This is a genomic window from Vallitalea sediminicola, from assembly GCF_054408565.1.
The window spans coordinates 1-18,464 of record NZ_BTPT01000023.1; the positions used below are offsets into that span (position 1 = coordinate 1).

General features: G+C 30.7%; 17 protein-coding genes. 13 read left to right on the plus strand and 4 right to left on the minus strand.

Translation table 11 applies throughout. The features are described from left to right. Nucleotides 1-491 precede the first annotated feature (491 nt). Both ACX6CF_RS09995 and ACX6CF_RS10000 read left to right on the plus strand, forming a co-directional pair. Nucleotides 492-827 (plus strand): hypothetical protein, encoded by a 336-nt coding sequence (locus ACX6CF_RS09995; RefSeq protein ID WP_458785185.1) that lies wholly within the window; start codon nucleotides 492-494, stop codon nucleotides 825-827. Nucleotides 828-1,041: 214 nt separating this feature from the next. Next, entirely contained in the window at nucleotides 1,042-2,367 is a 1,326-nt protein-coding gene (locus tag ACX6CF_RS10000) for a sulfatase family protein (RefSeq protein ID WP_458785186.1), read from the plus strand. 78 nt (nucleotides 2,368-2,445) lie between these two features. Here ACX6CF_RS10000 and ACX6CF_RS10005 read toward each other — a convergent pair whose 3' ends face one another. The 4 genes from ACX6CF_RS10005 to ACX6CF_RS10020 form a co-directional block, all read right to left on the minus strand. After that, nucleotides 2,446-3,453 carry a lipoate--protein ligase gene (locus ACX6CF_RS10005; RefSeq protein ID WP_458785187.1) on the minus strand — a complete coding sequence of 336 codons (1,008 nt, stop codon included), beginning with the start codon at nucleotides 3,451-3,453 and terminating at the stop codon, nucleotides 2,446-2,448. Continuing rightward, a complete protein-coding gene (gene lpdA, locus ACX6CF_RS10010; protein WP_458785188.1) occupies nucleotides 3,443-5,188 on the minus strand; it encodes a dihydrolipoyl dehydrogenase in 1,746 nt (581 codons plus the stop codon). Before lpdA ends, ACX6CF_RS10005 begins: the two co-directional genes overlap by 11 nt. Nucleotides 5,189-5,281: 93 nt before the next feature. Then, nucleotides 5,282-5,635, minus strand: coding sequence for a carboxymuconolactone decarboxylase family protein (locus ACX6CF_RS10015; protein ID WP_458785189.1), 354 nt, complete (start codon nucleotides 5,633-5,635; stop codon nucleotides 5,282-5,284). A 138-nt stretch (nucleotides 5,636-5,773) separates the two neighbouring features. After that, the gene (locus tag ACX6CF_RS10020) at nucleotides 5,774-6,199 is read right to left on the minus strand and encodes a MarR family winged helix-turn-helix transcriptional regulator (protein WP_458785190.1); all 426 of its coding nucleotides are present in this window, start codon (nucleotides 6,197-6,199) and stop codon (nucleotides 5,774-5,776) included. 422 nt (nucleotides 6,200-6,621) lie between these two features. Between ACX6CF_RS10020 and ACX6CF_RS10025 the strand changes: the two genes are divergently transcribed. The 11 genes from ACX6CF_RS10025 (at nucleotide 6,622) to ACX6CF_RS10075 (ending at nucleotide 18,420) form a co-directional block, all read left to right on the plus strand. Continuing rightward, a complete protein-coding gene (locus tag ACX6CF_RS10025) occupies nucleotides 6,622-7,638 on the plus strand; it encodes a LacI family DNA-binding transcriptional regulator (protein WP_458785191.1) in 1,017 nt (338 codons plus the stop codon). 138 nt (nucleotides 7,639-7,776) lie between these two features. Continuing rightward, the gene (locus ACX6CF_RS10030; protein WP_458785192.1) at nucleotides 7,777-8,820 is read left to right on the plus strand and encodes an aldo/keto reductase; all 1,044 of its coding nucleotides are present in this window, start codon (nucleotides 7,777-7,779) and stop codon (nucleotides 8,818-8,820) included. 17 nt (nucleotides 8,821-8,837) lie between these two features. Next, complete coding sequence (locus ACX6CF_RS10035; RefSeq protein ID WP_458785193.1) at nucleotides 8,838-9,875, plus strand: galactitol-1-phosphate 5-dehydrogenase; 1,038 nt, start codon at nucleotides 8,838-8,840, stop codon at nucleotides 9,873-9,875. Between the two features lie 11 nt (nucleotides 9,876-9,886). Continuing rightward, the gene (locus tag ACX6CF_RS10040) at nucleotides 9,887-10,750 is read left to right on the plus strand and encodes a class II fructose-bisphosphate aldolase (protein ID WP_458785194.1); all 864 of its coding nucleotides are present in this window, start codon (nucleotides 9,887-9,889) and stop codon (nucleotides 10,748-10,750) included. Nucleotides 10,751-10,759: 9 nt separating this feature from the next. Beyond that, nucleotides 10,760-11,689, plus strand: a complete 930-nt coding sequence (gene pfkB / locus ACX6CF_RS10045) for a 1-phosphofructokinase (RefSeq protein ID WP_458785195.1) — start codon at nucleotides 10,760-10,762, stop codon at nucleotides 11,687-11,689. 158 nt (nucleotides 11,690-11,847) lie between these two features. Beyond that, on the plus strand, nucleotides 11,848-12,273 hold the full coding sequence (fucU, locus tag ACX6CF_RS10050; protein WP_458785196.1) for an L-fucose mutarotase: 426 nt from the start codon (nucleotides 11,848-11,850) through the stop codon (nucleotides 12,271-12,273). Beyond that, nucleotides 12,273-13,781 (plus strand): xylulokinase, encoded by a 1,509-nt coding sequence (locus tag ACX6CF_RS10055; protein WP_458785197.1) that lies wholly within the window; start codon nucleotides 12,273-12,275, stop codon nucleotides 13,779-13,781. The genes fucU and ACX6CF_RS10055 overlap by 1 nt, the downstream gene beginning before the upstream one ends. Nucleotides 13,782-14,115: 334 nt before the next feature. Continuing rightward, nucleotides 14,116-15,207: a helix-turn-helix domain-containing protein gene (locus tag ACX6CF_RS10060; protein ID WP_458785198.1), complete on the plus strand. Its 1,092-nt coding sequence runs from the start codon at nucleotides 14,116-14,118 to the stop codon at nucleotides 15,205-15,207. 233 nt (nucleotides 15,208-15,440) lie between these two features. Beyond that, the gene (locus tag ACX6CF_RS10065) at nucleotides 15,441-15,893 is read left to right on the plus strand and encodes a MarR family winged helix-turn-helix transcriptional regulator (RefSeq protein ID WP_458785199.1); all 453 of its coding nucleotides are present in this window, start codon (nucleotides 15,441-15,443) and stop codon (nucleotides 15,891-15,893) included. Further along, complete coding sequence (locus tag ACX6CF_RS10070; RefSeq protein ID WP_458785200.1) at nucleotides 15,880-17,277, plus strand: MATE family efflux transporter; 1,398 nt, start codon at nucleotides 15,880-15,882, stop codon at nucleotides 17,275-17,277. The genes ACX6CF_RS10065 and ACX6CF_RS10070 overlap by 14 nt, the downstream gene beginning before the upstream one ends. A gap of 735 nt (nucleotides 17,278-18,012) precedes the next feature. Beyond that, nucleotides 18,013-18,420: a helix-turn-helix domain-containing protein gene (locus ACX6CF_RS10075; protein WP_458785201.1), complete on the plus strand. Its 408-nt coding sequence runs from the start codon at nucleotides 18,013-18,015 to the stop codon at nucleotides 18,418-18,420. Nucleotides 18,421-18,464: the final 44 nt, after the last annotated feature.

Genomic DNA, 18,464 nt, shown 5'->3' on the forward strand with positions numbered 1-18,464 from the left:
TGTGTATTGTTTGATAAAAGTTTGAATATCTACTCGCATAATTGTGCACCCCTTCCATATGGATTGATAGCACAATTATAGCAAAAAATGCTAAAACAAAACTGTATAAATTCCTACATTTTTATGTTGGAACTTTTCTACATTTTCATTATAGCATTTACATTATTAAAGGAGTAACTAATAAAATAATAAAAGAAAAAATAAGTACGAAACAACAATAACGAAAAACACTTTTTTTGTACATTCTAATACACCTCCTAAAACATTATAAATAAATTATATCATAAATGGGGTGGAATAAGTCATGAAAAGAAAACAAGATTATATATATTTTGACATTGAAATTAACTAATAGTAAAATATAATTAAATATTATAAATGAAATTCAAAGGATATACTTGAAATTTATTTATGGCAGGATAAAATGAAGCTAGCGTGAAGACTAAGAATATAGATGAGTATATTTAGGTTCAGGATGAGGTAAACAAAAAATGGAAAGAATAGAATACAGTTTTCAATCTAAAGATATTAAAAACTTCTTTAAAAAGAAAAAATGCCCATATTGTGGTAATACAAAAGTAACAAAAAGAACAGTGAAAGAGTTCAAAGGTAAAACCAAAAGTAAATTAGATGGTATGGAATTAAATCCAGATGTAGATTTATATGCTGGAACTATTGTATATAAATGTGAAAAATGTAAAAAGGAGTTTATTTTGCAAGCTCTATCCGATAAAACAAAATTAATGGAATCTATACCTGAAAATAAGCTTAATGATAATGAAAGAAAAGATAAGACTACATATGATATCAAAACAAAAATCGTGTAAATATATTCTTTAAACTATTAACTATGATTATGATACTCATTTTTTTATTTACCTATTCATTATGAATAAAATATTTTCATAAAAGTACTAGTTCTATATACTTTACTCATCTAAATATAATAATCTTTATATATTTTCATATTGAAAGTAAGTGTCAACTATGATACTATACTTATAAGTATTGTAAAAAAAACTATAATAGGAGGTTTAGCAGATGAACATTATCTATTTTAACACTCATGATTCTGGAAGATACATTTCACCATATGGATACAAAGTTCCAACACAAAACATTGAAAAATTTGCAAGAGAATCGATATTATTTAGACAGGCTTATAGCGCTAGTCCTACCTGTAGTCCCAGTAGAGGAGTTTTATTATCAGGAATGTATGCACATAATAATGGACTCATCGGATTATCCCATCGTGGATTCAAGATGAACGATTATAATAAACATATAGGTAGTTATCTAAGGGAAAATGGTTATAGAACAGCTATAGCGGGTACAGAACATATAGCTAATCATGGATTATTAGAACAGCACAACATGAATTATGATGTATTGCCATATGATGATGTCTTAGGACCAGCTAGTGACGATAATGATATACAAAATGCCAAGGCAGTTGCGGATTATATACTTGAATATAATAAAGATGAGAACTTTTTTATTTCCTTTGGTTTATGGAATACACATAGGAAGTATCCAGAGGAAATCACAGAAGGATATGAACCAGATTATCTTAAAGTACCTTCCAAACTAAAAGATACATATATGAACAGAGAAGATTTTGCTCATTACTGTACATCTGTAAAAATTGCTGATGATTGTTTTAAAATGGTTTTAGATGCGCTAAAAGAAAAAGGTATCTATGATGATACAATAATAATATTTACTACAGACCATGGATTGCCTTCGCCATTTATGAAATGTACACTTTTTGATAGTGGTATGGGGGTATCTCTAGTATTGAGAGTACCTGATTCACCTATGAATGGAAGAGTAGTGGAATCTATGTTTTCTCAAGTAGATCTATTCCCAACAATTTGTGAATTAATAGATTTAGAAATACCTGACTACATTCAAGGAATTTCACAAAAACCGGTTGTAATGAAGGAAAAAGATAAAGTCAGGGACCAAGTATATGCGGAGATTAATTACCATGCTTCATATCAACCTATGAGATGTATAAGAACAGAAGAATATAAATATATAAGAGTCTTTGATAACTACAAGAAGCCAATGCTCGCTAATATTGATAACTCTAATCCCAAAAAAGTATTATTAAGAAATAAATTTGATGAATATGAAATAAAAGATGAATATCTATTTAATACAGTTATTGATCCACAAGAAAAAGAAAATCTTATAGATGATGGGAAGTATAATAATGCATTAAATGAGATGAGACATAAACTAGATGATTTTATGAAAGAAACAAATGATTTTCTATTAAATGATAAAATAGAAGTACCAAAAGGTGTAGTAGTAAATGACCCTACTGCTAATACACCGAAAGAAAAAAGGATATTTTATTAAGATAAAGGCTTAATCAATAATTACCGTCATAAACATATATTTATGTCAAAATGATTAAGCCTTATATTATACCTTGTTCTATATAGTTAATGATTTTTCTAGTAGCCAATTTTTTATATCTTGGATGATATTTCTATCTTCTTCATTCATAGAAACATTGCCAATTGAATTGATTATTTCATCCATCTTAAAAGGAATACCTAGCAAACAAGAAGATATATTTTGTATCAACTGACTATTCATAGCATCTGAATATATTTTAGATTCTTCAATATGACCATTTTTTAGATTCAAACCTAATTCAAAGTCACCCCATGAAAATCTTTTGCCTAAGGATATTTCAAATTTTGGAGCCTCTCCATAACGCCATTCCCAAGAAGCATATTTATCATATAGTTCATGAATGTCGTAAGTATCCATATCTACATTAATAGTATCATTATATTTACCATAGATGTTTTCAAAACTATCGATAAGACTTTTTTTCATGGTTTCAATAGTTAAACTATCACTTAGTTCACATAAATTAAGTACTCTAGAACGAACGGAATCAATACCTTTTGAACTTATTTTCTCTTTAGAAACTTGTAGATAATCAGTAAGTTTGCTGAAATTAGTATCTATAAGGATTGTACCATGATGATAAGCTGATTTTGCTAAAAAATAAAAAGCATTGCCAGAGAACTTCTTACCATGGGCAGTTAAATCATTACGACCTGAAAATTCTGCATCAATACCAAAATTTCTAACAGCCTGTAAAATAACATTTAATTGTTTATCTAGATTATATAACTTTTTATCCATAATAAATGTAAAATTAAGATTGCCTAGATCATGATAGACAGCACCACCACCAGATAATCTTCGAGCCAATTTTCCATTTTCATTTTCTAACTTTTTCCACTTGCATTCTTTCCAAGGATTTTGATTTCTGCCTATTACAACAGTATTATCATTTTGCCATAGATATAAAATTATATCATTATCAGTAATACTACTTAACAAACATTCTTCTAAAGCTAAATTATACCAAGGATCTGTTGAATTAGAACATATTACCTTTACATTAACATTATTACTCTGCAAAATGTAACGCACCACCTTCAGCAGCTAAAACAGCTTCATGAATAGATTCTGCGGTAGTTGGATGAGCGTGGATTGTTTCTATGATATTCTCAGTTGTTAGACCATTTTTAATAGCTAACGTTATTTCTGCAATTAAGTCTGTTGCATGAGGTCCTATTATTGATCCACCTATTACTTTTCCAGTTGATTTTTCTTTTATTATCTTTACAAAACCTTTGCTTTCTCCTAGAGTCAATGCCTTACCATTAGCTGCAAATGGGAATTTACCTATTTCAATATCAATACCGTTTTTTTGTGCCATATTTTCGCTTACTCCTACCATAGCAATCTCAGGATTAGTAAATATAGCACTTGGTACTGCAGTATAATCCATTGTAGTTGCAATGCCAAGAATATTTTTAACTGCTACAATACCTTGATGGGAAGCGACATGAGCAAGTTGGATTATATTAGTAACATCACCAATAGCGTATATATTAGGGATATTAGTTTGCATTTTATCATTAACTTTGATACCTCTTGTTGTTTCATCTAGTTCAATATTTAATTTTTCTAAACCGATGTTTTTGTAAGAAGGTTGTCTTCCTACAGCCATAAGTACTTTATCAGCAGTGATGAACTTGGTTTCATTTTCTTCTGTAAATGAAACAATACATTTATCATCTTCACTCTTGATAATTGATTCTACACGGGAACTTGTATATAGTTTGATGCCGGAAGCCTTAGCGATTGTATTAATCTCGTCACAGACATCTTTGTCACATGCTAGTAGAGTATTTTCCAAGAATTCAACTACAGAAACATCTACTCCAAAGCTAGAATAAATGAAAGCGAATTCCATACCGATAATACCGCCGCCAACAATAACTAATTTATCTGGTAATGTATCAAGTTCAAGAGCATCTCTACTTGTGATGACATTATCTAGATCTATACCTATAATTGGAATCATTGAGGTTTTGGAACCAGTAGCGATTATAATATTTTTGCTGGTTATAGTAGCTTCCAGTTTATTATTTTTGGTAAATACTGTATTCTTATCAATAATTTCACCAGTACCTCTGATAACTTTTACATTATTTTTATCTAACAGATATTCTATGCCGATTACTAATTGATTGACAATGTTAGATTTCCTGTCGATAACCTTTTTCATATCTACAGAAATGTTGTCAGCATGTAAACCGAACTCATCAGCTTCTTTTAATTCTCTATAAACCGCTGATGAGCGTACGATAGCTTTAGTTGGTATACAACCATAGTTAAGACATGTTCCACCAACTTTTTCCTTTTCTATCAGAATAACATTGGCTCCCAATTTGGCAGCTTGAATAGCAGCAACGTATCCACCAGGTCCACCACCAATAATGGTTATATCGCTTTCAAGTTGTTGCTTTTGTGGTTTTAATAATCCACTGAAATAGTTGAAATTGTTGGAAGGTTTACTAACAGTACTTTCGATACTTGAAGTTTTTTCTTTAATATCTTCTTCAGGTATTTCACCGTCTATTATTGCAAGAATAGAACCTATAGCTACTGGATCGCTTTCATTAGCTTCTATGCTTTTAATTATTCCGTTAGCTGTTGCCATAATAGGCATATTTCCTTTATTAGATTCAATATTAAATAAAATATCTTCGGTAGTTACTTGATCACCAACATTCTTGTGAACTTTTCCTACTTTGCCATCTTTCGCATGACCTGATAATTTATCCAATTTAACTTCAATGTTCATGATATCCTCCTATACAAAAAAAAGATTATATTATTAAAGTAATTATATTTAAAAATAAGAGGCAGTCCAAACTGCCTCCGTTACTAATATAATTTATTTGAAATCGCCTTCAAATGTATCAATAGATTTCTTTAACAATGTTACAGTGTACGCCATAGAAGGTCCGCCGCCAAATGCTACTGCTACCATAGCTGCTTCTAGAATTTCTTCACGTGTCGCACCAGCTTCAAGAGATTTGTACACATGGAACACTATACAATATTCACAACGGTTATAAGCACCAATTGCTACACTCATTAATTCTTTTGTTTTAACATCTAGAGCTCCGGGTTCATAGGCAGTACCTAATAAATTCATGAATGACCCCATATGAGCTTCATTTGTTTTACCTAAATTTTCTAATCCTGACATAAAATCATTTAACATTTCTCTTGGGTCTTTTGCCATCTATATTCCTCCTAGTAGTAAATTAATTGCATATGCAATGATTAGTATAGCACATATTATTTTAGATATCAACTATCATCAATAAATAATTAATGGGAACCTTTTCAGTAGTTAGAAAAGGTTCTAACCTAAAATAAATTATCCATTAATATTATCTACCATTTTCTTTAAAACATTCATAAAAACTTTAAGTTCTTCATCTGTAATATTCTTAGAAAAAACGTTACTTGCTTTTTCGCCTTCAGGAAGCAATTGTTTTCTTAGGTTAACTCCAGTATCTGTTAACTCAAGAGTAGTTATTCGTCTATCATTAGAATCTTTTACACGTTTTACATAGCCATCTCTTTCCATTCTGTCGATTAATCTTACTACAGTAGAACTTTTTATGTTCATTTTTTTAGCAAGATCAACTTGACTAATAGATTTACACTTACCTAGATAATATAATGCAATCCATTGAACTCTAGTGCTACCTAATTGAATCAATCTGTCATTAAAATAATTCTCCATTTGTTTTGAAGCATTATTGGTAATAAATGCAACACAATCATCAAGATTAAACATTAAATCACTCCCTATATTATTAAGAAATTATATTAGTGTATATTAAAAGAATATTTATATATAAAAATAAAATATCAATCAATTTTGGTAATCAATTAAATTATATTAAAATTATATTAAAAAGAAAAGTCTTTTTATATAAAAATTAATTTTACTTAATAAATTATTAAAATAGGTTTACTTTTTTCTATTATCATAATATTATTAGTGGGACAATATAAATACATAAGGCTATATAGACTGCTGAATTTAATATAGTATGATATTAAAAGGTTAATCTTATTTTTGTAAAATAATTATTAGGTATATATATTGATCAGGATATTTTAAGGAAAACATTAAATAGACATAATAAGTGGTACTAAAAAATACTTGTATAATAAAAAATCTATGCTATAATTATAATAACGAAACGTTTCGTGATGGAGGTGTGTAATATTTCAACTATTAAAGATGTAGCAAAATACACAGGATTGTCTATAGCAACCATATCGAAATATATTAATGGTGGCAATGTGCTAGACGAGAACAAAAGAATAATCCAAGAAGCTATAGAAGTTTTAGATTATAAAAGAAATGAAATGGCCAGGGGATTGAAAACAAATAAGACCATGACAATAGGGGTGTTGTTACCTTCATTAGAAAACATATTTTTTACTTCAATTGTATCAATAATTGAAGGCATTTTACAGGAAAAGGGCTACGGAACTATAATATGCGACTTTAAAGAAGATAAAGAATTAGAACATACTAAACTTGAATTTTTAATAGATAAACATGTTGATGGTATTATTATGGTTAGTTATAGTGGAGAAAAAGAGCATATCAAGAAATTATTAGATAAAAAAATTCCAGTTATTCTATTGGATAGAATGATAAAAGGTTTAGAATGCGACATAGTTCTTGCCGATAACTTGAACGCTTCTTATCAGGCGGTAGAAGAATTGATTACAAGAAAACATAAAAGGATAGGTATAATATGCGGACCAGAAAAGACTTATACTGCTGATGAGAGAAGAAAAGGCTATATCAGAGTTCATGAAGATTATGATGTTGATATAGATGAAGAATTAATTAAAAATGCAGATTACACAGTAGTAAGTGGTTATAATGCCCTTGTTGATCTATGGAATGCAGACAATCGTCCATCCGCTGTATTAGTGACTAATTATGAAATGACAGTAGGTGCGATAATGGCAGTCAATGACCTTAATATTAGTATTCCAGACCAATTATCTTTAATTGGATTTGATAATATTCAGATGGCAAGAATAGTAAGACCACCATTATCCATCGTTGAACAACCAATGAAAGAAATTGGTGAAACGGCGGCTAATCTTATGCTGAAAAGACTTAACAAAGATTATTCGGATTTTCCTTCGACTTATAGATTGAAAACAAAAGTTCATATAAAAGAATCTGTATCGACCAATATATAGAGATAACTATATTTGGTTGATATTACTTTAGGCAAGAGCTAAACGTTTAGCTTTAATATATAAATATAAAACTAAACGATATGCAAATTAATAAAGTAACAATGTCAAAAATATAAATTAAATAAAGGAGTAATGAAAATGGAAAATGATCTAAGGAATAATTTTCAGATTGCATCAGATGGAGTAGACCCTAATATTATACCTAAAAAAAAGCTATATACAGGAGATGAAATGCCAGCAGTAGGGCTTGGCACATTCGGTTCTGACAGATTTACTGTAACGCAGATATCAGATGCTGTGTTAGGAGCAATTTCAGTTGGTTACAGACACATAGACTGTGCTTCTGTATATGAAAACGAAAAAGAAATTGGTGAATCTCTCGAAATAGCTTTGAAAAATGGTATCAAAAGGGAAGAACTATGGATAAATTCCAAAGTATGGAATGATATGCATGGTGACGGAGAAGTTTTAATATCAGTGGCTAAGACCTTAAAAGACTTAAAACTTGATTATTTGGATTTATATCTTATACATTGGCCATTTCCTAATTATCATGCTCCAGGCTGCTCAGTTGAATCAAGAAGTGAAAATTCACACCCATATATTCATGAAGAGTTCATGAAAACATGGAGACAAATGGAAAAATTAGTAGATATGGGATTAGTAAGGAATATCGGAACATCCAACATGACTAAAGCAAAGTTTGAACTACTAATGAAAGATGCAAGAATTAAACCGGCAGTTAACGAAATGGAACAACATCCTCATTTTCAACAACAAGAATTATTCGAATATTGCATAAACAATAATATTCAACCTATTGGTTTTTGTCCTATTGGATCTCCAACTCGTCCAGATCGAGACAAAACAGAAAACGATACAGTAGATATTGAAGATCCGGTTATTGTTGCAGCAGCAAAAAGACTTGGAGTACATCCGGCAGTCGTTTGTATTAAATGGGCAGTTCAAAGAGGTCAAGTACCTATTCCGTTTTCAGTAAAGAGAAACGAATATCTTAGCAACTTGAAATGTATAACAGAAAATCCTCTAACTCATGAAGAGATGGAAGCTATATCTAAGATAGATAAAAACTGTCGTTTAATCAAAGGTCAGGTTTTCTTATGGAAAGATAATCAATCATGGGAAGATTTATGGGATCTAGATGGGAAAATAACAAAATAGCGAGGAGGTCAACAGCAATGAAAGCGGCTGTATTATACGCACAAAAAAAGATTAGAGTAGAAAATATTGAAAAGCCTGCTATAGAAGCCAATGAAGTGTTGATAAAAGTAAAAGCTTCAGGAATATGTGGTTCAGATATACCAAGAGTCTTAGGAAAGGCTTCTCACTATTATCCTAATGTATTGGGACATGAATTTTCAGGTGAAGTAGTTGAAATTGGAAGTGAAGTAAAAAATATACATATTGGAGACAAAGTATCTGTAGCACCTCTAAAACCTTGTCATTCATGTGAAGACTGTCTTAGCGGTAATCATGCACTATGTAAAAATTATAGTTTCATCGGTTCAAGAGAATATGGTGCTTGGGCTGAATATGTAAAAGCACCAGAAGTTAATATAGTGAAATTACCTGATGAAGTTTCTTATGTTCAGGGAGCATTTCTTGAACCTATAACCGTAGCATTACATGGTCTGTTAGTCATGGATTTCAAACCAATGACAAGTGTAGCTATAACCGGTATGGGAACCATAGGTCTATTGACTTTACAATGTGCCAAGATCATGGGTGCAAAAGATATCACAGTATTTGATATTGATGATGAAAGGTTAAAAATCGCTGGTGATTTGGGAGCGGACAATGTAATTAATACTATGACAGATGATATCAATGAAAAAATTAAAGAAATTACAAAGGGTAAAGGTTTTGAAATGGTTCTAGAAACGGCAGGAGTACCATTTACAGAATTATTATGCTTAGAAATTGCTGGTAATAAAGGTAGTGTCATGTATATTGGTACACCCCACACTGAATTTACTATACAGCCAAAACAATTTGAATGTATGAACAGAAAGGAATTGAAAGTAAAAGGTTCTTGGATGTCATATTCAGCTCCTTTTCCAGGAAAAGAGTGGACTTTAGGTGCTAATTATCTTGGAACAGGACAGATAAAAGTAGAAAAATTAATAGATAGAATTATTGAAATAGAGGATATAAAATACGCATTTGAAGATATAGAGGCAAAAAAAGTATCTGGTAAGGTAATTATGCAATTATAGGAGGAATAATTATGCCATTAGTAAGTTCACTAGAATTAATTAATAAAGCAAAAGAAAAAAATGTAGCAATAGCAGCATTTAATATACATAATCTAGAGACTATTCAAGCAGTCATTGAAGGTGCTAGTGAAGAACGCGCTCCAGTTATTATTCAAACAACACCAGGAACATTAAAACATGCAGGAATAGAATATATAGGGGTTATTGTAAAAAAAGCAGCAGATATGTATAATATTCCGGTAGCACTTCATGTTGACCATTGCCCATCTTTTAATACTATTGTACAATGTATTAAGAATAACTATACATCAGTTATGATAGATGGAGCTAATCTTGAATATGAAGAAAATGTGAAATTGGTCAAACGTGTTACAAATATGGCTCATGCTGTAGGAATTCAAGTTGAAGGTGAGATTGGAAGGATAGGCGGTGTCGAAGACGATATGTTTGTCAACAGTGACGAAGCTGCATTAACAATTCCTTCTGAAGCCAAGAAATTTGTTGAAGATACTGGTATTGATACATTAGCAATAGCAATAGGGACTGCCCACGGTATGTACAAAGGAGAACCTAAGTTAGACTTTGATAGGTTGTCTGCAATCGAAGCTATAGTAGATGTACCTCTTGTTCTACATGGTGCTTCTGGTGTACCAGATGATAGTATCAAAGAGGCCATAAAACGTGGAATAGCAAAAATAAATATAGCAACAGAATTAAAAAATCCTATGGCAGAAGCTATAGTAGATACATTCGCTAAAAATAAAGATGAGAATGATCCAAGAAATTATATGGGAGCTGCTAGAGAAGCTGTAAAAGAAGTCGTTAAGAGAAAGATTAGACTTTGTGGATCAAGCGGCTTAGCTGACGAATTCTAGAGGTGTGTAATGATTCTTACAATTACTATGAATCCAGCTATTGATAAAGTCTATATAATAGATAATTATACACTTGGGGAGGTACATCGTCCTAAGAAGACGGTTGCCTCTGCAGGTGGTAAAGGACTTAACGTAGCCAAGGTTGCAAGAACAATGGGTGAAAAAGTTGTTGCAACAGGTTTATTAGGTGGTTCTAATGGAGATTTTATTAATAATAAAGTGAAAAAGCTGGATATTGAAAGCAGATTTATTAAGGTAAGTGGAGAAACAAGAATATGTGTTAACGTATCTGATACTGTTAATCAGATTAGTACAGAGATATTGGAAGCAGGACCAGTTGTATCAGAATATGAAGTTGATGAATTTATCAAAGCATATGAAGATATGTTGAATGATATAAAAGTGGTTACTATTTCTGGGAGTTTACCAAAGGGGATATCTGATGATTTTTACAAAGTATTGATTGATATTGCTAAGAAGCATAATAAAAAAGTTATTTTAGATACAAGTTCAAAAGCATTCATTGAGGGTATAAAGGCGATACCTTATATGGTAAAACCGAATACTGATGAGATTAAGCAAGTTTATAGTGGTGACGTGAGTACATTGCAAGGACTTGTAAAGGCTATTGAGCATTTTAAGAGAATGGGTGTTGAGGTACCTATAATCAGTCTAGGAAAAGATGGGTGCATTGCGGGACTAGATGGTGGTATATATAGATTTACCATTCCACCTGTGGAGGTTATAAATACAGTTGGTTCAGGTGATTCTTTTATAGCTGGATGTGCAATAGGATTAGAAAGAGAGTTAAGTCAGATAGACATGATTAGGATGGGTATGGCTTGTGGAACTGCTAATACTCAATTTGCTCAGACTGGGTATGTTGAGAAAGAATTGGTGGATTTGTATTTTAATCAGGTAGAGCAGGGTAAATTGTAATAATCACTTGCCTTACTCTGAAAAGCGATTGGTCTGCGTGATTATTACAATTTACCCTTTTATCCATGGTATCCATGTTATGTAGATAAAAAGATTACAGTTATATTGTGTAGTAAGTAATAAAATAATATATATAAAAATAATAGGAGATGATTAGTATGTTGAAGAAGATTCCAAGTATTTTATCACCAGAATTGTTGAAAATATTGATGGAGATGGGGCATGGGGATGAGATAGTTATATCTGATGGTAATTTCCCTGCTGCTTCAATGGCTCAGAGATTAGTTAGATTAGATGGGCATGGTGTACCTGAAGTTTTAGAGGCTGTGTTGGATTTGATGCCTTTGGATGTTTATACTGATGAACCTGTTGGATTGATGGAAGTCGTGAAGGGGGATACTTATGTTCCTGAGATATGGGATACATATAGAGGTATAATCAAGGAAAAAGAAGGAGACAAAAAAATCTGTTATGAGGAAAGATTTGCATTTTATGAGAGGGCTAAGAAGGCTTATGCAGTTGTAGCTACTGGGGAAACTTCATTATATGCAAATATTATTCTTAAAAAAGGTGTTGTTGTTTAATGGGTGATTTGCTATTAGCTATTGACCAAGGTACATCTGGTTGTAAGATGACTATATTTGATGTAATGGGTAAAGTAGTTTCTAGTATTACTAAGAGTTATGAGACTTATTATCCTAGTGAAGGTTTTGTGGAACAAGATACTGAAGAATGGTGGCAGGTAATTACTGAAGGGATTTCCCAGATATTAAGTAGAGACAATATTAATCCAGAAGATGTAAAAGGGATTGGTATTGATGGAACATCATGGGCTTGTATTCCTATTGATAAAGAAGGTGATGTTCTAAGTAGAGCTATGATATGGTTAGATAGAAGGGCCGAAAAACAAGCTGATTGGATGAAAGATGTAATCGGAGAAGATAGATTAATTAGCATCAGTGGTAATCCTGTTGATTCAGCGTATATAACTCCTAAGATGTTATGGTTAAAAGATAATAAGCCAGAGATATTCAATAGGACTTATAAATTCTTGCAAAGTAATGCTTATATAGCTTATAAGTTGACTGATGAAATTTCACAAGATTATTCCCAGTGTTATGGATTCCATTATTTTGATATAAAAAAAGGTGAGTGGAATGTTGAGATAGCTGATAAGCTAGGATTATCTATAGATTTGATGGCACCATTAATGAATAGCCATGATATAGTTGGTAGTGTTACAGAAAAAGCAGCTAAGTCAACGGGGTTAAAAGTTGGTACACCTGTTGTTGCTGGAGGGCTGGATGCTGCTTGTTGTACTTTAGGTGCTGGTGTAATCAATGAAGGACAGACTCAAGAACAAGGTGGTCAAGCAGGTGGAATGAGTATTGCGTTAGGTAAGCCTATAATACATGAAAGATTAATTCTTGGATATCATGTTGTACCTGATATGTGGTTGTTGCAAGGTGGTACAACAGGTGGAGGCGGAACTCTCAATTGGTTCAATAGAGAATTTGGACATGTTGAGAAGGAAGAAGCTGATAAAAGAGGAAGTAGTCCATTTGTCATAATGAGTGAAGAAGCTGGAAAGATACCACCAGGTAGTGATGATATAATATTTTTACCTTATATGAAGGGGGAAAGATCTCCTCTATGGAATAGTAAGGCAAAAGGTGTTTATTATGGATTGTCTTTTGATAAAACTAGAGCCCATATGATAAGAAGTACGATGGAAGGTGTTGCATATGCTCTTAACCATAACTTGGAAACCGCAAAAGAAGTAGGGGCTTTGGTTGGTACGTTATCAAGTGTAGGTGGAAGTGCCAATAGCAGCGTATGGACCCAAATCAAAGCAGATGTAACTAACCGAACTATTGAAGTACCTTATTCAGACCATGCGACTACTCTAGGTGCTGCTATTTTAGCAGGAGTTGGTGTAGGTATATACAAGGATTTTAATGAAGCAATAGAAAAGACAGTAACTATCCAAAACACTTATGAACCTAATCAAGAAAGAGTAGAGATATATATAAGAAATTATAGCAAATATATAAAGCTAAGCAATTTATTTGTAGATTCCCTTTGGTCTTAGAAGAAAAGTTGTAGATTTTAATTATATACGTCAAATAAAGTAGAGAGTAGATGAATACTATTTTCTGCTTTATTTTTTATGATATATTTATTACGACCTAAAAGTATACGAAATAGTATGCCAGCTTTACAAAATAAGGTATAGCATTGTTTATTTATTAATTACTAATATATTAACCAACAGTTAAACTATGCTCATTATATTTAACTATATCTCTATTGGTATATGATTAATTACACTGTATACTAGAAGAAGAATATTCTATCTAAGCAAATGACTATGAGTGGTAATTACCATATTAATAGTGGTTAATATAATTAAGGAGTGTCGTATAATGAAAGAATTACAGATTGGAGAAGTAATATATAGATTAAGAAAAGATAAAGGAATGACTCAGCAACAACTTGCAAAATGCATTGGAGTATCAACCGCCGCCATATCAAAATGGGAAAGTGGAAATTCATATCCAGATATAACATTATTACCTATATTGGCAGCATTTTTTAATGTTACTATTGATACGTTGCTTAATTTTAATAATGATATTAGTGATGAGAAAGTAAAAGAAATATATATAGAATGTGAAGATCTTTTTAATGATTCAGATATGAGTATAGCCATTAAGAAAACGAAAGAGTATTTAGCCGAATATCCAACGAGTTATTTTTTAATGAGTAGAATTGCATTTTTATATACCATATATTCTTGGAAATCAGATGATGAAGAAAGATGTACACAGATAATAAATGGGGCAGTAGATCTATACGAAGAGGTAGTTAAGGATAGTTGTAATACTAAGTTGGTAGAAGCTTCATTATTTGCTTTAGGTAGTCTATACGCAGTATTAGATAGGGAGGAAGATGCTATCAATGTACTTAATAAAATTCATAAAAGTCAATGTGATCCTGATGATATCATGGCAAGTATTTATATAAAACAACAAAAATATCAAGAAGCTAGGAAGTTACTGCAAAGTAAATTGTTCAAGTGTATTAATGAAATATCTAATATATGTTTAAGTCTAGGTAATTCTTATCGTATTAATGAAAAAGATTATGATTTGGTTGAAAAATATTATAATCTAGGTATAGATGTAAAAAATTTATTCCAATATAATGGGAGAACAGTTTTTTTATTAAATGAATATCTCCAACTAGCGCAATTATATGTATATAGTGGTGATAATAAGAGTGCAATAGAAATGTTAAAGAAGATGATATACTCTTATAAAAATTACGATTTCACCAATATAGAAGGATTTAAGAAATTATGGTGTTTTGAGGAATTAAAACAAAGTGAATATCCTATCAGAATTAATATATATGAGAATATATTAGCTATACTAAAACAATCTAGTTTTGATCCTATAAGCGAAGAAAAAGAATTCAAGAAGATAATTGATGAAATAGAGAAATTGAATAAATAGCTATAATTATATTATGCCATAAAAATTGGTTACTGTACTAATTGAGTTGCAAAATAGTAAAATCGATTAGCCATATTCATATTAATTGAATATGGTATTTTTTTGTTTTTAATTATAACCAGCATTAACAAATAAATATTACTTGATATTTAATGGAAATACATATATAATTATAAATATAAAGGTTATATATATAACTATTATATTTATAATTAATTAGGAGAGTGATTAAAATGAAATATGATTATGCTGATTTACTAGATGGTTTACAATTAATTCAAGGAGCTTTTTTCAAAGATTTTGATTTTATAGGTCCAAAAGATCTTAATATAACTCAGGAAAGAATTCTAATCAAAGTTGGTGAACCTGTCAAGGTACCTATGTCAGATATAGCAATAGCTATAGGAATAGAAAAGGGACCATTTTCTCAAACAGTAGATAAAATGGTTAAAAAAGACTATGTAGTAAGAAAACGTAGTGAAAAAGATAGAAGAATTGTATATCTAGAGTTAACCGAAAAAGGTGAAAAATATTCAAAAGCCATGAGAAAAGAAGTCAATGAACATATGGATAATGTTTTGAATGGGATAGATGATTCTGAAAAATTAATAGAAGCACTAAAAACAATTAAAGACACTGCAGAGTTACTATTAAGAAAGGACGGAATATACAATGACAGAAGATAAAGTGTTCATAATGGAAAAAATGTCTCCCAAAAAAGCAGTCTTAAAGTTAGCGATACCCACAATGTTAGGAGTAATAGTTCAACTTATTTATAATCTGACTGATACGTTTTTTGTAGGAAAGACAAATGATCCAGATCAAGTAGCTGCATTATCCGTAGTACTACCTATATTCTTGATTATACAAGCTTGTGGTACAACACTGGCAATTGGCGGAGGGTCTTATTTATCAATCCTACTAGGTAAAAAAGAACAAAAAAAAGCTAATGAAGTAATTAATACGTCTATAGCTTTAACAGCTATATTAGGTGCTATATTAACATTGATATTTGTTATATTTACACATCATATAATTAGTGCCATAGGAACTAGTTCAGGAACGTATGTTTATACAAAAGATTATTATCAAATCATTGTATCTTTTAGTATAATACTTGCCATTCAGGTTACACTGTGCGGACTCGTAAGGTCAGAAGGTTCAACAGGAAAATCTATGATTGGAGTAATCTTAGGAAACGTAGTAAATATTATATTAGATCCAATATTTATATTTACACTTGGTATGGGTGTAAAAGGTGCTGCTTGGGCAACGGTCATTGGTAATTTAATTGGAGTTATATATTATTTAGTCTACTATATAAACAAGAAAAGTATGTTTAAATTAGGATTTAAATATATAAGGATAAGCACTGAAAATATGAAAAACATGTTCAAAATTGGAATACCTGCTGCATTAAATCAATTTATAATGAGTGCATCTTTTATTATTGTTAATATTGTAGCTGTAAAATATGGTAATAATATTGTTGCAGCAGAAGGAATTTACTTGAGAATAGGATCGATAATAGCTCTTTTAACAATGGGTCTTGCTCAAGGTAGTCAGCCTTTTGCAGGTTATAATTACGGAGCTGGCAAATACGATAGATTTACTGAATGTTTTAAGACGACTATCTTATATGGAACAATAATGTCAATATTTTTTACTTTTGTCATTGCAATATTTCCAGAATACCTATTTAAAGCTTTTATAGATGATATAGAAGTAATTGATATAGGAGTAAGAATGCTGAGAACATTTGCTATATGTACACCATTTTTTGGTTTGCAAATGTCTGTAATGACAATGTTCCAATCAATAGGGAAAGCACCACAAGCATTGCTTTTAGGTCTTTCAAGACAATGTATTTTATTTATTCCACTTCTATTCATACTAGATAATATATTTGGACTTAGTGGATTTATTTTTGCTCAACCTGTAGCGGATATTATAACAACAGGAGTTTCAGTAATTCTGTTATTATTACTTAAAAAAGAATTACATCTAAAGAAAGAATCAGGTTATAAAAAAGAACTAGGTGTTAAAAAAATTCTTCAGACTAATGAGTAATATAAAGTAATAAAAATAAAATGTGATATAATAAGGGTGAAATATCTAGCATACTCCAAGACTAGATATTTCACCCTTTTGGTAATCGTTTGCATAATAGACATATGTGTTGAAGATTTCTAATCTAGTTAGGATAAGGGGAGTATGTATATATAATTAATCATGTAAGGGGAAGGGGAGTTAAAAATAAATAGCTCTCAAATTGAGCATGAAATGGCAGAACAGGATTATATTAATATAAATCCTATCTATCATACCCTTAGCAATGATAATTATTATTTTTAAGTATATTAAACGGTCATTTATAATGTGTTCAATACACAATGTCGATATATTATATGTATAATTATATGTGAATTTATTTTAAGAAGTAAATCAATACTCCTTAAAATAAATTTGTGTAATATACAGTTCATTTACTTGCCCTTTAGTTAAATAAACTACTATTACGTTTGCATAATATCAATTATGCGTCAAAAGGTTCTTGAATTGTTAACACTTGTATACATTAACAAAACAGTGAGGTTAGAATACATTATATATAAATGAAAATAAGTAATAACTGAAATGGATATTTAGTTAGCTTGTAGCTAACAATAATAACCAAATCGTTAACTACATTATAATACACGATTTGGTTACTGTCAATACCTAATTTTATAATATATTGTCTTATTGGTTATAAGTATTTACAGCAATATGAATGGATTCTAAAATAAACAAGAGGTGGTTAGAATGCCAAATTTTAGTGATAGATTAAGATTATTAAGAAAAAATAAAGGACTTACTCAAGAGCAATTAGGTGAAGTAGTAGGCAAGACCAAAAATAATATTTCGCAATATGAAAGAAGTGCTAGACAAGCTGATGATGAAACAAAAAAGCAATTTGCTAAATTTTTTGACGTATCCATGGATTATTTAATGGGTTTAGCAGATAATCCAACTCCTATATCAAAAATATTTGATTTTAAAGATATTGATAAGGAATTTAATAGATTTATTGATAACCTAGAGAGTTTGGATGGACTCCGTTTTCATAAGAAACCATTGTATGATAGAACTAGAATAATACTTGTTAAATCATTAAAGCACGGTCTAGAATTAGCAGAAGACTCAGTTTCTAATAATGAAAAAAAGGTATAGATAATAAAAAATAGGACTGTTCAATGAACAGTCCCTTTAACTTA